Consider the following 17,563-nt stretch of genomic DNA (forward strand, 5'->3'; position numbering starts at 1 on the left):
CGTTCAGGTGCTCGATGAGATTACATCAGCGGCACTCGGTAACGCTAATCGACTGGTCAGAGCAAAATCCGTCGCTTCAGCGACTTCGTCGCTCGCGCTTTTCCCTCACACGCACCGAGATGCGAACGGGGCTTCCGTCGAAGTTGAACTCCTCACGCAGGCGCCGCTCGAGGAATCGGCGGTAACCGGCCTCGAGGAACCCCGTGGTGAACAGCACGAACGTCGGCGGACGCGTGCCGGCCTGCGTGGCGAACATCACGCGGGGAAGTCGTCCACCACGCATCGGCGGCGGAGTTGCAGCTACGACTTCCTTGAGCCAGGTGTTGAGCCTGCCCGTGGGGATTCGCTTGTCCCAGGATTCCAGCGCGGTGTCGAGTGCCGGCACCAACTTCTGCACCGCACGCCCCGTCTGCGCCGAGATGTTGACGCGTTGCGCCCACGGCACCCGCACAAGATCACGGTCCACTTCACGATCGAGTTGCAGCCGACGGTCCTCGTCGACGAGATCCCACTTGTTGAACGCGATCACGAGGGACCGTCCGGTGTCAGCCACCATGCTGAGCACGCGGAGGTCCTGCTCGGAGATCGGGTCTGACGCGTCGATCAAGAGAATCGCGACCTCAGCCGCCTCGATGGCGCTCTTCGTCCGCAGTGACGCATAGAACTCGGCGCCGCTGGCGTGGCTGACTCGCTTCCGCAGACCTGCGGTGTCGACGAAACGCCACGGCCTACCACCGAGTTCCACGATGGAGTCGACGGGGTCGACCGTGGTGCCCGCGATGTCGTGCACCACCGAACGCTCATCGCCCGACAACTTGTTCAGCAGGCTTGACTTGCCGACGTTCGGCTTTCCAACCAGGGCCACTCGTCGCGGTCCCCCACCGGGAATGCCTTCGCGCGGCGTCTCTGGGAGCGCTGCGAGGACCTCATCGAGGAGATCGCCGGTGCCGCGACCGTGCGTCGCACTCACCGAGTGCGGCTGCCCCAGACCCAGCGACCACAGCGCGGCCACCTCAGATTCGGTGCGGCCGTCGTCGACCTTGTTGGCCACCAACAGAACCGGGGTCTTGGACCGGCGCAGCACCTTGGCAACAGCCTCGTCCGTGGCCGTGGCACCAACCACTGCATCGACGACCAGGAGAATCGCATCCGCAGTCTGCATCGCGAGTTCCGCCTGACGGGCCACCGACTGCTGCAAGCCCTTGGCATCTGGTTCCCAACCGCCGGTGTCCTGTACGAGGAATCGGCGCCCACTCCAGTTCGCCTCGTAGGAGACACGGTCTCGGGTGACCCCGGGAATGTCCTCGACCACGGCTTCGCGGCGGCCGATGATCCGATTGACGAGAGTGGACTTACCGACATTCGGGCGGCCGACCACGGCGAGCGTGGGAACGGCGACATGCGAATCTCCGTCACCACCGTCCTCGAGGTCCAAGACCTCCCAATCAGATTCCTCACTCCAGGTTCCGTCGCCTACGAATTCGGTTGTGAATTGTTCGGTCACTGCCCTGCTCCAGTTCTCTCACTTACCACCAGCAGCAACCTGCCGATCACGTCGTCGATTCCGAGTTCGCTGGTGTCGACCAGCGTGGAGTCGTCGGCCGGCCGCAGCGGCGACACGGCTCGCGTGGAATCCAGGTGGTCCCGACGTCGCACGTCGGCCAGTACGGCTGGATAGTCGTCGCCGCGTCCCTCCGCGCGATTCTGCATATTCCTGCGCTGAGCCCGAGCCTCCGCCGATGCGGTCAGGTAGATCTTCACGTCGGCATCCGGCAGCACGACGGTGCCGATGTCCCGACCCTCGACCACGATCCGCTCGGCCTCCCCCACGAGACGACGTTGCGCCTCGACGAGCAGTTCACGCACAGCCGAAACGGCGGAGACAGCCGAAACGGCGCCGGTCACCGCCTCACCACGGATCTCTTGCCCCACGTCCTCACCATCGAGCAACACCTGCTCACCCGCCGGATCCGTGGCGATCGACCACGGAAGACCGGCAGTCGCGTCGGCGATCGCGGCAGGATCGGCGAGATCCACGCCCTTGCGGAGCACGTGCAATGTCGCGACCCGGTACATCGCTCCGGTGTCCAGATAGCGAGCATCGAGTCGCTTCGCCAGTTGACGCGACACGCTCGACTTTCCGGTTCCGGACGGACCGTCCATCGCCACGACCAACGAAGGCGAACTCACAGCCCCACCGCCCCATACAGCCCGCCGACCTCGCCTCGACCGAGTACTCGGAGGGTGCCGGGACGCTGATCGCCGAGGGCGACCGCGCCGATGTCCGTCCGGACGAGCCGGATCACCGGATGTCCCACTGCGTCGAACAGACGCCTCACGATGTGCTTGCGCCCCTCGTGGAGCGTCACACGAACGAGCGATTTGCCTTCGTTGATGTCGAGCAGCGTGAAGGTGTCGACCTTCGCTGGACCGTCGTCGAGATCCACACCCTCTTTGAGTTTCTTGCCGACCCCACGTTCGAGGGCGCCCGACACGGTGGCCAGGTACGTCTTCGACACCTCGAATGACGGGTGCATAAGCCGGTGCGCCAGATCACCGTCGTTGGTGAGTAGCAAAAGCCCTTCGGTGTCGGCGTCCAGACGACCGACATGGAACAAGCGCTGCCCTGCAGAGACCCGCTCGGAGACGATGTCACCGACGCACGGACGACCCAGATCGTCCGACATCGTCGACTGCCAGCCCCTGGGCTTGTTCAGTGCCAGGTGCACCAGATCCTTCTGGACGACGACCCGAACGCCGTCCACACGGACCACCGCGTTCTCGGGATCGATGCGCAACCCCTGCTCGAGGACGATGCGCCCGTCGACCTCGACCCGGCCCTGGGAAATCAGCTCCTCGCCGGCACGACGCGAAGCGACTCCGGCCTGGGCCAGAACCTTCTGCAACCGCATTCCGTCGCCTTGAGGGGGACCTGAGGGCCGATCCGCGTCGGCATACTGATGGCGGGCCGGTTTGGCGTTGCTGATCTTCGGCGCCTGGGCCTGGGCGCGCTGCGGCTTGGCCGACTTGGGCTTGCCACGCTTGTTCTTGGCGGCCGCCGCGTCGGGCCTGCCGGGCTTGTTCTTGGTGGCCGCCGCGTCGGGCTTGCTCCGCGCGATGTCCGACCGGGTCGACCGCTCAGCGGGTTCCGACCGGTCGGTACGCCTAGCGGGTTCCGACCGATCCGTGCGATTGGCGGTCTTCGACTTGATCGGGCGCTGCTTCATGTTTTTGCGATCCGGTGTGCCATCTCGGCGAGCGGGTTTCTTCACTTTTTTTACAATCCCTGTCAGTCTTCGATGTCCAGCCCGGTGTCCAACTCTGCTGTGGATGCCGTAGCTCTATTCATTCTCGCAAATCGTGGATCAGATTCCACACTGTCGCTGATGTCATCTATCAAATCCACGTCCGGCAACAACGGAGCCAGGGCCGGCAGATCGGCGTGAGACGCCAAACCAAGCCGTTCCAGGAAGAGTTCCGTCGTCGAATACTGCGTGGCGTTGGTATCGGGGTCGATGCCTGCTTCGGCGATCAATCCGCGAGCGAGAAGTGTGCGCACCACACCATCCACGTTGACGCCGCGCACCGCACTGATCCGTGCACGGGTCAATGGTTGACGGTATGCCACCACCGCCAGAGTCTCCAAAGCAGCTCTCGTCAGTTTCGAGCGCGCGCCGTCGAGCAGGAGTCGCTCGACATAGGGCGCGTAAGCGGTCCGTGTGTAGAGACGCCAACCGTCACCGGCATATCGGAGATCGATCCCACTCCCGCGGGCGGTGAGACCCGAGGACATGCGGTTCAGTGATTCGGTGATGCGCTTCACAGGGGCGCCGGTCGCGGAGGCGAGTTGCTCGACCCCTGCCGGGGAGTCGACGATCAACAGCAGCGACTCGAGAATTGCTTCGAGTTCGGTGTCCGAGAGTTCGGCTTCGAAATCACAGCCATCCTCCTCCGACTCATCGAACGCGGCCGAACTCATCCGTAATCCTCCTCGGTCACCGGAGCGTTCGCACCCTCTCCGGTCCAGCTCACCAACAACTCTCCCAGAGGCTCGGGCTGCTCGAACAGCACGAACTGATCTCGATACAGCTCGAGCAATGCCAGGAATCTTGCCACGATTTCGACGGTCACCTCGCATTCCGAGACGAGGTCACCGAAGCTGGCCCAGTCGCCCACGCCACGCTCTCGCAGTAGTTCCATCATCCGCGCCGCCTGCTCAGGGACCGACACGGCCTGCACGTGCAGGTGATCCAAACTCACAGACGGCTTCGACCGGGGTGTGAACACCGTTGCGGCGATCTCGGAGAACCGCTGCGGGTCGACCCCGAGTAGCACTTCCGGCAGTAGCTGCGTGAACTCGTCCTCCAAGGCCACCGAACGCGGATACCGGCGCAACGCGGCAGCCTCGAGTTCGCCGAACAGTTGTGCTACCTGTTTGTATGCGCGGTACTGGAGCAGCCGGGCGAACAGCAGGTCGCGTGCCTCGAGCAGGGCGAGATCCTCCGCGTCCTCCACTTGCCCTGACGGGAGCAGACGAGCGGCCTTCAGGTCTAGCAGTGTCGCTGCAACCACCAGGAACTCAGTGGTCTGGTCCAGCCCCATTTCGGTGCCGAGCGTCCGGGTGTAGGAGATGAAATCGTCCGTCACCTGGTGCAGCGCGATCTCCGTGACGTCCAGCTTCCGCTGGTTGATCAGTGTGAGGAGCAGGTCGAACGGTCCCTCGAAGTTCAGCAGGGCGACTCGGAACCCGCGCTTGGCAGGAGACTCCTGCTGATCGGGCGGGTCCACAATATCAACGGGCATGAGCGGGTCGTCGGTCTGCGGTGGTGCCGGAATGTCCTGCGTGTACACCACTTACCGGCCGGACCGATGGATGACCTCGCGAGCCAGCGCACGATACGCCTCGGCACCGGTCGATTTCGGTGCCCAAGTGGTGATCGGTTCTCCTGCGACGGAAGTCTCCGGGAACCGGACCGTTCGGTTGATCACCGTGTCGTAGACGGTATCGCCGAACACCTCTACCACGCGCTCCATCACCTCGCGGGCGTGCAGGGTCCGTGAGTCGAACATCGTCACGACGATGCCGGCGAGTTCGAGTCGGGGGTTCAATCGGTCGTGGACCTTCTCGACCGTGTCGTTGAGCAACGCGAGGCCTCGCAAGCTGAAGTACTCGCATTCCATCGGGATGATCACCGAGTCCGCGCAGGCCAGCGCATTGACCGTGAGCAAACCGAGGGACGGCTGACAATCGATCAGGACGTAATCGTATCGATCGAGTACGGAGTGCAGCACCCGCCCGAGTGTCTGCTCCCGACCGACCTCGGTAACCAGTTGGATCTCTGCCGCCGACAGGTCGATGTTGCTGGGCAGAAGGTCCAGTCCTTCGACCCTCGTCCTCATCAGCACATCGTCGATCGACACGCGCGGTTCGACGAGGAGGTTGTGGACGGTCAACTCGAGGTCGTGGTGTGCCACCCCGAGACCTGCGGACAGTGCGCCCTGCGGATCGAGGTCGACCAGCAACACTCGACGACCGCATTCGGCGAGTGCGGCACCTAGGTTGATGGTCGACGTCGTCTTCCCCACGCCACCCTTCTGGTTGCACATTGCGATAATCTTGGCCGGTCCGTGAGAAAGCAACGGGGTCGGTTCCGGCACCTCACGCGTTGGTCGACCCGTAGGCCCCAGGGCAGTGGGTTCTACCGCCACGCGTTCTACCGTCACGTCTTCATCGAGCAAGGCAGCGGTGCCGACTTGCTGCACGCCGAACATGTCGCACCCCGATTGCGGATGCCCGGACTCCGCCGCTGGCGGCTGCGGTGTCACCACGGTCCGATAGTCTCCTGTTCTTTCGATGTTCGCTGCCGATCTCACATCGTTATACGAACGCTACCGCCTCGTGCCGTGAATCTCCCCCCGACACGCCCCCTCTCACCGCGCGCGAGGATGCGCCTGTGCCCAGACTTCGCGGAGCGCACCGACCGTCACCAGCGTATATATCTGGGTGGTCGTAACAGAGGCATGTCCCAACAACTCCTGGACGACCCGCACGTCAGCTCCCCCGTCCAGCAGGTGAGTCGCAAACGAGTGTCGGAGCGTGTGCGGCGACACTGCGGCGGTGATCCCCGCCGCAACGGCAGCGTCCTGCAGCACCTTCCATCCACTCTGCCTGGACAGTCGTCCACCACGGACGTTGAGGAACAGTGCCGGCGTTCCTCGTGACATCAAGGCGGGACGGCCCCGGATCAGGTAGGCGTCCAGAGATTCGATGGCGGGCCGCCCCACAGGCACTACTCGTTGTTTGCCGCCCTTCCCGCGCAGCAGCACCGACCGAGCCTCGGTGTCGACATCGTCGACGTCGAGTCCGACGGCCTCGGAGATGCGAGCGCCCGTCGAGTACAGCAACTCCAAGAGGGCGCGATCGCGGACGGCGCGGGGGCCGTCCGCCGGCCCCCCACCACCGACTGCCTGCAGCAGCGACAGCACCTCGCCCACAGGCAGTGATGAGGGAAGCCGCTTGGCCGGCGCGGGCGGCCGGACCCCGCGTGCCACGTCGACGGCGACCAATCCGTCGGCAGCGGCGAACCGGTGAAAGCCCCGCACAGCGATCAAGGCGCGGGCGGCTGAACTCGCGGCCAGCGCAGGATGGTCGTGGGCGGGGTCGCCGGTCCGCAACATGATCACGAAATCACTGACGTCCTCTTCACGAATCCGGCCCATATCGGCGATTCCACGATCCGCGAGGAACTGCTGGTACCGGTCGAGGTCGCGCCGGTACGAACCGAGGGTGTTGCGGGCCGCTCCGCGCTCGACGGCCATGTGATCGAGGTACGAATTCACCTGCCGCGCAATCACGACGTCACACCTACTCAGCTCCATCCCCGGCAGCGCGCGAGCGACTCCTCTCGCTGAACCTCTTGGGTCGATCGATCCAGGGCGCATTCTCGTCACGGAACTCGAGTGCGGTGCCGGCGTAGGAGCGGACGGCCGCCAGGGCCATCACGCCCGACACCGCGGTGGCGTTGACGATCTCCCCGCTCAGCGCCATCGACACCACCTCGTCGAGCGGTATCCGCTTGATATCGAGGTCGGCCTCCTCGTCCTCCGGGTCCGGTCGATCCACGTCGTAGAGATCTTGGGCGAGAAACACCCGCACCGACTCGTCCGTAAACCCGGGTGAGAGAACGACGTCCACGACAACCGACCAGCGATGGGCACCGAGTCCGACCTCCTCCGCAAGTTCCCGCCGGGCCGCCTCGACCGGGTCCTCCCCTGGCTCGTCGAGTAGCCCCGCCGGAATCTCCCACAACCGGTGCCCCACCGGGTGCCGGTACTGGTGAATGAGGACGAGCCGGTCTTCCTCATCGAGCGCCAGGACAGCGACGGCACCCAGATGCTCGACGACTTCACGTTCGGCCGTTCGGCCGTTCGGCATCGCTACGTGATCCACCCGAAGTGCGAGGATCGCCCCGCTGTAGACGGTGCGCGAGTCGAGCGTGGCGAATTGGTGCCGGCCGCGGTCGGGCATATTCTCGCCCTACCCACCGCTGTCGACTGACGCGACCTCGTCACGATCAGCGGCAACCGACGCGACCTCGTCACGATCAGCGGTCTTGGTCGACTGGCTCAGCGAGACCATCGCCACGCGTTCCTGACCATGCACGTCGACGGGAAGGCGTTCTTCGAGCTTGTACTTCAGCGCAGCGTCGACGAATGCGACAAACAGTGGGTGCGGGCGCGTCGGACGGCTCTTCAACTCGGGATGTGCCTGGGTCGCGACGAAGAACGGGTGCTGATCCGCCGGATACTCCACGAACTCGACGAGATGACCGTCGGGGGACGTACCGCTGAAACGGAGTCCACTCTCGGCGACCCGGTCCCGGTAGGCGTTGTTGACCTCGTAGCGGTGGCGGTGACGCTCCGACACCTGCTCACTTTGGTATGCCCGCGCGACGACCGAGCCTTTGGCCAGGGTCGCGGGGTATGCACCGAGTCGCATCGTGCCCCCGAGATCAGCCTCACCCGCAACGGCGTCTTCCTGGTCGGCCATCGTCGAAATGACCGGGTGCTCGGTCTCGGGCTCGAACTCCGCAGAGTTGGCGTCGGTCAGGCCCACGCTACGCGCGGCCTCGATCACGACGCACTGCAGCCCGAGGCATAGCCCGAGCAGCGGAATCTTCCGGTGCCGGGCATACCCGATGGCACCGAGCTTGCCCTCGATACCGCGGATCCCGAAGCCGCCGGGGATGAGCACGCCGTCGACGTCACCGAGTGCGGCCTGCGCACCGGCTTCCGTCTCACATGCATCCGACGGAACCCACGAGATTTCGACCTTGGATCGGTTTGCGAACCCGCCGGCACGCAGCGCCTCGGTCACCGAGAGATACGCGTCGGGAAGATCGACATACTTGCCGACGAGTGCCACCCGCACCGTCTCCTGTGGCTCGTGGACTCGCTCGAGCAGGTCACCCCAGACAGTCCAGTCGACGTCACGGAACGGCAGACCCAACTGGCGCACCACGTAGGCGTCGAGGCCCTCACCGTGGAGCACCTTCGGGATGTCATAAATCGAGGGGGCGTCAGGCGTGGAGATACAGCCGTCGACGTCGACGTCGCACATGAGTGCGATCTTGTTCTTCAGCGCAGAGGGAACCTCTCGGTCGCAGCGCAGGATCAGTGCGTCGGGCTGGATACCGATGCTCCGCAACGCCGCAACCGAGTGCTGCGTGGGCTTGGTCTTCAGCTCACCTGACGGCGCAAGGTACGGGACCAGAGACACGTGGAGGAAGAAGACATTGTCACGGCCGACGTCGTGACGCACCTGGCGAGCAGCCTCGAGGAACGGCTGCGACTCGATATCGCCGACGGTGCCGCCGATCTCCGTTATCACGACATCCGGTTTGTGCCCTTGAAGGTCCGGTCCACTCATCGCCAGAATGCGACTCTTGATCTCATCCGTGATGTGCGGGATGACCTGGACGGTGTCGCCGAGATATTCGCCACGACGTTCCTTGGCGATGACTGTCGAATACACCTGGCCGGTGGTCACATTGGCCTGACCGGATAGGTCCCGGTCGAGAAAGCGCTCGTAATGGCCGACATCGAGGTCGGTTTCGGCGCCGTCCTCGGTCACGAACACCTCGCCGTGCTGGAAAGGGTTCATCGTGCCCGGATCGACGTTCAGGTACGGATCCAGCTTCTGCATGGTCACGCGCATACCCCGCGCGGTCAGCAATTGCCCGAGACTCGAGGCTGTGAGGCCCTTTCCGAGCGAGGAGGCAACGCCGCCGCTCACGAAGATGTGCTTGGTAGCGGTACGCGACTGAGTGCGTGACTGTGACAATGGGGCTCCCGTGACGACTGTGCAGGGCTTGGTCTGTTCGAGGAATGCTGGGGCCTGCCGACCCACGGGACTTCACGGTAACACCTCTGCGGATGTCCGGAAACAACGCGCTGAGATTGACCGACCCGTGTGACGAGCGCTACGACGGCGCTGCCGCCACTGTGATACCACCGGCACCTGGTCCCGTTCCATACCGGCCGGCACCGCCGGCGAGTTGTTCCTGCAGCGCGAGTGGAATGGTGATCTTCCCCGCTTCACGGTCGATGTTGTCGATCGTCGTCAGTGCTGCCGACAGCGCGGCGTCCGCTCGGGCCACGGCGACCGCCCCGTTACCCTGCGCCGAGCCGGAACGTCCGGCAAGTACGGCGCCGCCGCCGCGAGCATCGAATGCACCCGCGAACCGGGCCACCACCGCGCCACGGTTGCCACCGACGCCCTCGTTCGCGCCGTGATTTCCGGTCAGCACCACCGCAAGCTCTGCCGGCTGGACTGCGCCATCCTCGTAGCTGATGAATCCCGCTCCGCGCAGTGTCTGGAGGGCCAGCGCCATCTCTTCGGCCGAACTCTGCGGCGTACCGGTTCCCTTGTCGAGTAAGAGCACCGATCCGAGCAGGTCACCCGCTAGGCTGCCCTGGTCGATGGCACCTGTTCTCAGCGTGACACCGGCCGGGATCACGTTGTTGACCACCGTCCGCAAACGGTCACCGCCTGTGGCGTCCACAAACGCATCCGTCAGCGACACCCGACCGGTCACCGACCCGCCCGCTGCCGCAACAATTCGATTGATTCCGTCGAGGTCCGCGGGGTCGGCGTCCGGAGTCGTCACGACCATGACGGTTCGCTGCGCGAGCGAATCGACCACAACTCGGCCACCCACCGCTGAATCGAACCCGTCCGCCGAATTCAACTGCTCGGTCAGTTGATTGTTGCGTTCGTTCGCCTTCTCAATGTCGGTCTGCAATCCCGCCTTGTCGTCACGCAGTCCCGACACTAGGCCGCTCGACAACAGACCGGATCCCATCACCACGCCGATCGCCAGGGCCAGAAAGATCGCCGCAATGGACACGGCATGTTGACGCCGAGAAATCACTTGAAGAGTCCCTGAACCCACAATGCGAAGCTGTTCCAGGTTGCGCCAGCCCAGTCCAGAGCCTCGCCGCCTACGTTCGATACCACCAGAGCGACGATCACCGCCACCAACGCCGCCAGGACCAGCAGCGCGATGGCGCCACCCGAAACCCGACTCCGGTACAGGGTCGCCATTGCCTTGGCATCCACCAATTTCGGCCCGACTTTCAGTCGGGTCATGAAGGCCGAAGGGTTGATGTCGCGGCGACCACGGTCGAAGAACTCGTCGAGCGACACGGTGCTGCCGACAGTGACTATCAACGATGCCCCGTGGTGATCGGCCAGCAGCAACGCCAGGTCGGACGGGGATCCGGACGCGGGGAAGGTCATCGCCCCGATGCCTAGGTCCTGGATGCGGGACAAGCCAGGCGCGTGCCCGTCCTGATCGGCGGGCAGGACCACCTCAGCGCCCGACTTCAAAGTGTCGCTGGAAATGCCCTCGGGATCACCCACAATGAGATCGGGGCGATATCCGGCAGATTTCAGGACATCAGCGCCGGCCCCGACGCCGATGAGGATCGGTGAGTACTCCTTGATGAACGGCTTGAGGTTCTTGAGATCGGACGCGTGGTCCGGTCCGTCCGACACGATCACAACATGCCGTTCCTTCATGTCGACGTCGACGTCCGGGACCCCTACCCCATCGATCAACAACGGGCTTTCGGTGCGGATGAACTCGATGGTGTTACCCGAGAACGCCTCGAGGTGGTCGACCAAGCCGGTCTTCGCCTCGATCATCCGATCGGAAATCTCCGCCTCGGTCTGTTCGTCACCCTTTGCGATGCGCCGCTCCCCGGAGTAGACACCTCCCTCGTGGACGCGGACCTTGCTGCCGTCCTTGATGCTCTTGAAGACCTCGGTGCCCGCCGAATCCACCAACAGGATCCCGTTGGAGACGATCACCTCCGGCCCCAGATTGGGATAGCGCCCCGAGATCGAGGGCGATGCATTGATGACAGCGAGAACGCCGGCCTTCACCAAGGCGTCCGCAGTACCTCGATCAAGATCCAACTCGTCGACGACGACGACGTCACCCGGCCCTACACGGCGCAGCAACTTGGCCGTGTTGCGATCCACCCTGGCGATGCCGCTGACCCCCGGCAAAGTTTGGGTGTTACGTGAGCGCAGTGCGGGCAGCTTCATGGCTTCGATGATGGACCGGATTCCGCTCCTACCTGTGGAGGCGCGCCGAACCGTCGAGCACATCAATCACTGCCTTACCGCCGCAGGCGACCGTTGATCCGGCGACCCGGTCACGCCGAACGCTCCGAGTTGGCGGTTGCCAACAGTTCCTCCGCGTGTGCGCGACCGGTCTCGGTGTCGTCCAACCCCGCAAGCATGCGGGCCAATTCCACCACCCGTTCGTCGTCGGTCAAGGTACGGACTCCGCTACTGACGACCCCGCCGGAACTGTCGACTTTGTCGACCACCAAATGGGTGTCCGCGAACGCCGCGACCTGCGCCAAGTGGGTAACCACGATGACCTGGTGAGTTCGCGCCAGTCGCGCCAACCGTCGGCCGATCTCCACCGCGGCCCGACCACCCACACCGGCGTCGACCTCGTCGAACACCATCGTCGCACCCGAATCCGACCCGGCGAGAACCACCTCGAGGGCGAGCATCACCCGCGAGAGTTCACCGCCAGACGCACTCTTGCTGATGGGCAGTGACTGCGCTCCGCTGTGGGCCGAGAGCCGGAACTCCACTTCGTCGACACCCGACGGTCCAGCGTGCAGTTCGGCACCGGCAACGGTGAGCGGGGCCGTGTCCATTGGCCCGGCGATCCGCGGTCGGACCGACACCTCGAGGGCAGCCCGACCCATCGCCAGACCAGAGAGTTCGGAACTGACGGACTTGGCCAGCTTGGCGGCGGCCTTGACGCGGGCAGCGCTCAGTTTCGAGGCCGCTTCCGCAGTGGACGCAGCCGAGTCCTCGACCTGCTTGGCCAGCGTCGCCAGCGCGTCCGAGGACACGTCGATCCTCTCGAGTCTCGCCCGCGCGTTGTCCGCCCATTCGAGAACGCCGTCCACGTCCGCCGCGTATTTGCGGGTCAGGTTCTTCAGTTCCGCCTGCCGCGACAGCAGCGTATCGAGGGCCCCTGGGTCGGCCGGAAGCCCCGCCAGGTACATGGTCAAGTCTGCAGACACGTCGGTCACCACCGCGATCACGTCGGCGAGGCGGGGCCCGAGCCCATCGAGTTCCGGATCGGTGACCGACTCGATCCGCGCCCTCGCCTCCGACAACAGGTCGAGCGCCGAGGTCGAGACGCCGACGTCGTCCATCTCGTCTCCCCCGGCGAGCGCCTTCTGCGCTTCCTGCGCCGCCGACCGCAGGGAGTCGAGGTCGCTGAGCCTGCGCACCTCCGACACAATCGATGCGTCCTCACCGGGAGTGAGCGCCACGCCGTCGATCTCGTTGAGCGCGAACGTCAGTTGGTCGGCCTCCTGCGCGAGTTCACGGGTACGTCCGGTCCGTTCGATCAACTCCGATCGTGCGGTCAACCATTCGTCGCGATACTTGCGGTACCGGCCAAGCAACGGCCCGACGGTCTTGTCGGCGAATCGGTCCAGGGCGGCGCACTGCTGGTCCGCCCGGAGTAGCCGCAGTTGATCGTTCTGACCGTGCACCGTCAGCAGCGGATCGGTGAACTCGGACAGGACCCCGGCCGGAACACTGCGCCCACCCAGGTGGGCACGGGATCGGCCGTCACTGCCGACAGTCCGCACGGCGATGATGGTGCCGTCCTCGTCCCGCTGGGCGCCTGTGGACTCGAGTACCCGGGTAATGGCCTGCTCGACATGGTCCGAGCCCTCGTCCGTCACGAATCGGCCCTCCACCACCGCCCGCGCCGCGCCGAGACGGACACGCCCTGGATCGGCGCGGGCACCACTGAGTAGGTGCAGACTGGTCACCACCATCGTCTTGCCCGCTCCGGTCTCACCGGTGAGGACCGTCAAACCTTCGTGAAACTGGGCCGACGCCTCGGAGATCACGCCGAGGTTATCGATCCTGATCTCTGCCAACACGTCTAGGGTTTCCTTCCCCGCCACCCGGTGACGGGGAGCTCGAACTTGCGCACCATCCGGTCTGCGAACGGAGCCGAATCCAGACGTACCCAACGAATGGGTTCCCGGCCGCGTACCACTTCGACGCGACCCCCCGCGGGGAGCTTGAGAGTGCGCCTGCCATCGCAGAACACCAAGCCGTCGTGGCTGCCTGCCATTGTTTCCACCGCGATCAGTGAATCAGGGCTCGTCACCAGTGGCCGCGCGAACAGGGCGTGCGCGTTGCTCGGAACCACCAATAGAGCTTCCAGCTCCGGCCAGACCACCGGACCACCGGCTGAGAACGCGTACGCCGTCGAGCCCGTAGGTGTCGAGACCAGGACACCGTCGCAGCCGAATGCAGACACTGGACGGCCGTCCACCTCGAGAGCCACCTCCAGAACACCAAGCCGGGATCGGTTCTCGATACTGGCCTCGTTGAGTGCCCAGCCACGCTCGATGATCTCGTCGTCCACGCGTACGAGAACGTCCAACGTCATCCGATGCTCGACGCGATACTCACGACGCACCACCTGGGCGAGCGCTTCGTCGAGATGCTCGGCCTCGGTCTCGGCAAGGAATCCGATCCGGCCCAGATTGATCCCGAGAACCGGGACCGACGCAGCCTGGGCGAGTTCCGCTGCTCGCAGGAACGTCCCATCGCCACCGAGCACCAGCACCATCTCACATCCGCGGGCAGCGTCCGGGCCCGCCTGCACGATGGTCACTTCCAGCCCTGGCACCAGAAATTCGTCGGCCGCCATGGCATTCATCGGTTCGATACGGGTGCCGTCGACCTCGTCGACGAGAACACGCAACCCGATGCCGGCGCGCTCGAAGATCTTGCCCACACAACGCGCGGTCTCCGTAATCTCGGCGCGCCCCGGATGCGCCACGAGCAGTATCTCCCGCTCGCATTTCTGGGCACCGCTACTTCGCCCGCTCACTGTGGTCCCTCCCGCACCGCGGCGCGAATCAAATCCTCTGCCGACTCGCCCGGGTCACTGTCCGTCCGGGAGCTGACATCCGCCCGGAGCCAAAGGAAATACTCTACGTTCCCCGACGGCCCCGGCAACGGACTCGCCACGGCCCCGAGAGTGCGCAGTCCCAGCGAGGCGGCAGTATTCGCGACCTTGAGCACTGCAGCGACACGCAATTCCGGATCACGCACCACTCCGCCCGAGCCCACATGATCCTTGCCGACCTCGAACTGCGGCTTCACCATCGGAATCAGATCTGCGCCCTCGGCGATACAGGCGACGAAGGCCGGGAAAACCAACTTCAGGGAGATGAACGACAGGTCCGCGACCACCAGATCGACGCGTCCACCGATCTGGGCAGCATCGATGGACCGCACGTTCGTCCGATCCACCACATGCACTCTCTCGTCGGACTGGAGCCGCCACACCAGCTGTCCGTAGCCGACATCCACCGCCACCACTTCCCGCGCGCCTCGATGAAGGAGAACGTCGGTGAAACCTCCGGTCGAGGCTCCGGCGTCGAGGCACCGCTTCGCCTCGACCTCGAGTCCGTGAAGCCCGAAGGCCTCGAGCGCACCGAGAAGTTTATGCGCACCGCGCGAGGCCCAGGACACCTCGTTGTCAACTTCGATGACCCGCAGGGGCGTTCCCACCTCCACAGCAGTGGCAGGCTTGGTCGCCGCCACACCCGAGATCAGTATTCGGCCGGAGGCGATAAGTTCCTGCGCATGCTCGCGGGACCGGGCAAGTCCCCGCCGGACAAGTTCGGCGTCCACCCGTGCTCGACGGGCCACCTCAGATCTTGTCCACGGCGGCGAGAGCCTCCACCAGCACGTCGTGCGCCTTCTCGAGGATGTGAGCTTTGCGCGGAATGACTCCGATACCGTGCTCGTCCCCCGGGTCCGGTTCGACAGTTGCGAGACGCGACAACAATCCATCGACCTCCGAATGGATCTTCTCGGGGTCTACACTCTGCAGAGGCCCGGGCAGGTGAGCTCCCGGGCGCGGAATTGGCGTGCTCATCGGGCACAACGCTAGTCCATCGCGTTCCGATACGCATGCAGCGAATCGCGTGACGAACGCCGCGAGTTCAGGAATTCAGTTGCTCCACCCCGACACAACCGCGCTCACAGCCGGCGACGTCGAGATGATCCAATCGAAGTCGGGGAACTTCCAGGCTCCGACGGCCGCTGCCCGCAACAGCGCGATCGAGTCTATCGATTCGGCCGAGACGGCAGCCGATTCGATCACCAGATCCCTGCCGTCGAACTCGACAGACCATCGCGAGTCCTCGCAGATGCGCGAATTCTCTGCGGACGCGTTCAATGCGTCCAAGCCTGCCGCCAGATAGGTTGGATGCTGCTGTTCGGCGGCACGCAACACGTCCAGCGGCGTGCTCACCCCGGTGAGCACCAGCAAGGAGTCGACACCCAACGTGCAGGCACCTTCGATGTCAGTGTCGAGCCTGTCCCCTACCACCAGCGGACGAACGCTCCCGCTTTGGCGCATCGCGTCCTCCAACAGTGGCGCAGCAGGCTTGCCTGCCACCAGGGGCACACGGGACGTGGCGGTCCGCAGTGCCGCCACCATCGAGCCGTTTCCGAGGACCAGACCGCGCGCAGTCGGGTAGGTCGAATCCAGGTTCGCAGCCACCCACACTGCACCCGACCGGATCGCGAGGGTCGCCTCGGCGAGGATCGCCCAATCCGTGGTCGGCGAATGCCCTTGAACCACGGCCACAGGAGAATCCGCAAATGAGCGCACCGGACGCAACCCGACGTGCCGGACTTCGTCAGCCAGCGCCTCGGTGCCGACGACAAGTACCGCCGATCCGGGGCCGACGTTCTCCGTAAGGAGTCGGGCCGCGGACTGCGCACTCGTTACTACTCGCGACTCGTCGGCGTCGAATCCGAGTTCGGTCAGGTGTTCGGCAACCTCAGTCGGCCGGCGACTGGCGTTGTTGGTCACGTAGTACAACGATTGAGTTCCGGACGACAAGGCCTCACTAGCACCCCGAACTTCCAGATCCCCCTGGTACAGGGTGCCGTCAAGGTCAAGCAGCAGGGCGTCGTATCCGTCCCGAAGGACCGTCACTGCGAGTCTCCGGTCAGCTCCGCGACACGCTCCTCGGCGTCGGTCTCACCCTCGAGATCCGCCGCTGCCGAATTGAGAAACCACTGGAGACCGTCCTCGACGCGACCGGCCGCTACCAACGCGTCCGCGTACGCGTAGAAGAGCCGGGCAGCACCGGAACCGGTACGCGACGCTTCGAGATCCGGTGTCTGCAGGGTGACCACAGCCTGATCGAACTGTCCGAGATCCATGCGCGCTCCGGCCACAACCATCCGCAACTCGGCAGCCGCGTCACCGGACAGTGCGGCAGCTTCGTCGCTTCGCCCGAGTTCGATCGCACGCTCGGAGCGGCCAAGTCCACGTTCACAGTCAGCCATCACGGCGAGCAGACCAGGACCACCGGCCATACGACGGGCAGCCCGCAACTCCGACAGGGCCTCGGCCCATTCGCCGGCGTGATAGGCGGTGATACCTGCAGCCTCACGCACCACCGCGATACGACCAGCACGTTGACGTGCAGCACGCGCATGCGCCAAGGCAAGGCGTGGATCTTCGTCTACGAGCTTCCCTGCCATCACCAGGTGTTGCGCAACCGTGTCCGCGTTCGTCTTGTCCAAGCTCAGCAAGTCGCGACGAACAGTGGGATCGAGTTCATTGGCCTCGACATCGTCGGGCAGATCCGGCTCGTCCGGACGGGCCTGCTGCCTCTGCGGACGGTCACCTTCACGTCCGCGGGGCGCGAACCCACCCTCGCCACCACGACGAGGTCCTCCGCCGCGACTGTCGCCGCCGGTTCCACCCCGGTTGTCGCGGGACCCGCGACTCGGACCGCCCGACCAGCCGCCACGATCACCACTGGAGGCACCGCCACGATCACCATTGGAGGCACCGCCTCCGCGAGAGGGGAAGGATCGACGTCCGTCGTCACTCTCCGACACAAGTCATTCCTTTCACACAAACCACGAAAGGGGACCCAGTATGTTGGGTCCCCTTTC

Annotated in this window: 17 protein-coding genes; all 17 read right to left on the reverse strand. The window is 64.8% G+C overall.

The genetic code is table 11. From position 1 onward, the window contains the following. Positions 1 to 76 precede the first annotated feature (76 nt). The 17 genes from der to RM2_RS13815 all read right to left on the reverse strand — a co-directional run bounded on the left by der (position 77) and on the right by RM2_RS13815 (position 17,506). Positions 77 to 1,504, reverse strand: coding sequence for a ribosome biogenesis GTPase Der (gene der, locus RM2_RS13735; RefSeq protein WP_072690086.1), 1,428 nt, complete (start codon positions 1,502 to 1,504; stop codon positions 77 to 79). Beyond that, a complete protein-coding gene (gene cmk, locus RM2_RS13740; protein ID WP_084721791.1) occupies positions 1,501 to 2,190 on the reverse strand; it encodes a (d)CMP kinase in 690 nt (229 codons plus the stop codon). Before cmk ends, der begins: the two co-directional genes overlap by 4 nt. Beyond that, on the reverse strand, positions 2,187 to 3,272 hold the full coding sequence (locus tag RM2_RS13745; RefSeq protein ID WP_072690088.1) for a pseudouridine synthase: 1,086 nt from the start codon (positions 3,270 to 3,272) through the stop codon (positions 2,187 to 2,189). Before RM2_RS13745 ends, cmk begins: the two co-directional genes overlap by 4 nt. A gap of 17 nt (positions 3,273 to 3,289) precedes the next feature. Then, entirely contained in the window at positions 3,290 to 3,979 is a 690-nt protein-coding gene (gene scpB, locus RM2_RS13750; RefSeq protein WP_072690090.1) for an SMC-Scp complex subunit ScpB, read from the reverse strand. Then, entirely contained in the window at positions 3,976 to 4,803 is an 828-nt protein-coding gene (locus RM2_RS13755; RefSeq protein WP_072690128.1) for a segregation and condensation protein A, read from the reverse strand. The genes scpB and RM2_RS13755 overlap by 4 nt, the downstream gene beginning before the upstream one ends. A 51-nt stretch (positions 4,804 to 4,854) precedes the next feature. Beyond that, entirely contained in the window at positions 4,855 to 5,874 is a 1,020-nt protein-coding gene (locus tag RM2_RS13760; protein WP_072690092.1) for a ParA family protein, read from the reverse strand. A 57-nt stretch (positions 5,875 to 5,931) separates the two neighbouring features. After that, positions 5,932 to 6,879, reverse strand: coding sequence for a site-specific tyrosine recombinase XerD (locus RM2_RS13765; RefSeq protein ID WP_072690094.1), 948 nt, complete (start codon positions 6,877 to 6,879; stop codon positions 5,932 to 5,934). Next, positions 6,866 to 7,528 carry an NUDIX domain-containing protein gene (locus tag RM2_RS13770; RefSeq protein ID WP_072690095.1) on the reverse strand — a complete coding sequence of 221 codons (663 nt, stop codon included), beginning with the start codon at positions 7,526 to 7,528 and terminating at the stop codon, positions 6,866 to 6,868. The genes RM2_RS13765 and RM2_RS13770 overlap by 14 nt, the downstream gene beginning before the upstream one ends. 9 nt (positions 7,529 to 7,537) lie before the next feature. Continuing rightward, positions 7,538 to 9,343, reverse strand: a complete 1,806-nt coding sequence (gene pyrG / locus RM2_RS13775) for a CTP synthase (RefSeq protein WP_072690130.1) — start codon at positions 9,341 to 9,343, stop codon at positions 7,538 to 7,540. 139 nt (positions 9,344 to 9,482) lie between these two features. Continuing rightward, complete coding sequence (locus RM2_RS13780; protein ID WP_072690097.1) at positions 9,483 to 10,433, reverse strand: copper transporter; 951 nt, start codon at positions 10,431 to 10,433, stop codon at positions 9,483 to 9,485. Beyond that, a complete protein-coding gene (steA, locus tag RM2_RS13785; RefSeq protein ID WP_072690099.1) occupies positions 10,430 to 11,614 on the reverse strand; it encodes a putative cytokinetic ring protein SteA in 1,185 nt (394 codons plus the stop codon). Before steA ends, RM2_RS13780 begins: the two co-directional genes overlap by 4 nt. 110 nt (positions 11,615 to 11,724) lie before the next feature. Continuing rightward, a complete protein-coding gene (gene recN, locus RM2_RS13790) occupies positions 11,725 to 13,497 on the reverse strand; it encodes a DNA repair protein RecN (protein WP_072690101.1) in 1,773 nt (590 codons plus the stop codon). 2 nt (positions 13,498 to 13,499) lie between these two features. Then, a complete protein-coding gene (locus RM2_RS13795; RefSeq protein ID WP_072690103.1) occupies positions 13,500 to 14,462 on the reverse strand; it encodes an NAD kinase in 963 nt (320 codons plus the stop codon). Then, a complete protein-coding gene (locus tag RM2_RS13800) occupies positions 14,459 to 15,289 on the reverse strand; it encodes a TlyA family RNA methyltransferase (protein ID WP_072690104.1) in 831 nt (276 codons plus the stop codon). The genes RM2_RS13795 and RM2_RS13800 overlap by 4 nt, the downstream gene beginning before the upstream one ends. A gap of 1 nt (position 15,290) precedes the next feature. Then, a complete protein-coding gene (locus tag RM2_RS13805) occupies positions 15,291 to 15,518 on the reverse strand; it encodes a hypothetical protein (RefSeq protein WP_072690106.1) in 228 nt (75 codons plus the stop codon). Between the two features lie 75 nt (positions 15,519 to 15,593). After that, complete coding sequence (locus RM2_RS13810) at positions 15,594 to 16,589, reverse strand: HAD-IIA family hydrolase (protein WP_072690108.1); 996 nt, start codon at positions 16,587 to 16,589, stop codon at positions 15,594 to 15,596. Continuing rightward, positions 16,586 to 17,506, reverse strand: a complete 921-nt coding sequence (locus RM2_RS13815) for a hypothetical protein (protein ID WP_072690110.1) — start codon at positions 17,504 to 17,506, stop codon at positions 16,586 to 16,588. Before RM2_RS13815 ends, RM2_RS13810 begins: the two co-directional genes overlap by 4 nt. Positions 17,507 to 17,563: the final 57 nt, after the last annotated feature.

It is taken from the genome of Rhodococcus marinonascens NBRC 14363, from assembly GCF_001894885.1.
In the GTDB taxonomy this organism is placed as follows: domain Bacteria; phylum Actinomycetota; class Actinomycetes; order Mycobacteriales; family Mycobacteriaceae; genus Rhodococcus_F; species Rhodococcus_F marinonascens.

Coding starts and splice junctions, on each gene's coding strand:
- steA (WP_072690099.1), bottom strand. CDS start 11,614: ATGAAGCTGCCCGCACTGCGCTCACGTAACACCCAAACTTTGCCGGGG.
- RM2_RS13755 (WP_072690128.1), bottom strand. CDS start 4,803: ATGCCCGTTGATATTGTGGACCCGCCCGATCAGCAGGAGTCTCCTGCC.
- scpB (WP_072690090.1), bottom strand. CDS start 3,979: ATGAGTTCGGCCGCGTTCGATGAGTCGGAGGAGGATGGCTGTGATTTC.
- RM2_RS13770 (WP_072690095.1), bottom strand. CDS start 7,528: ATGCCCGACCGCGGCCGGCACCAATTCGCCACGCTCGACTCGCGCACC.
- RM2_RS13765 (WP_072690094.1), bottom strand. CDS start 6,879: ATGGAGCTGAGTAGGTGTGACGTCGTGATTGCGCGGCAGGTGAATTCG.
- RM2_RS13805 (WP_072690106.1), bottom strand. CDS start 15,518: ATGAGCACGCCAATTCCGCGCCCGGGAGCTCACCTGCCCGGGCCTCTG.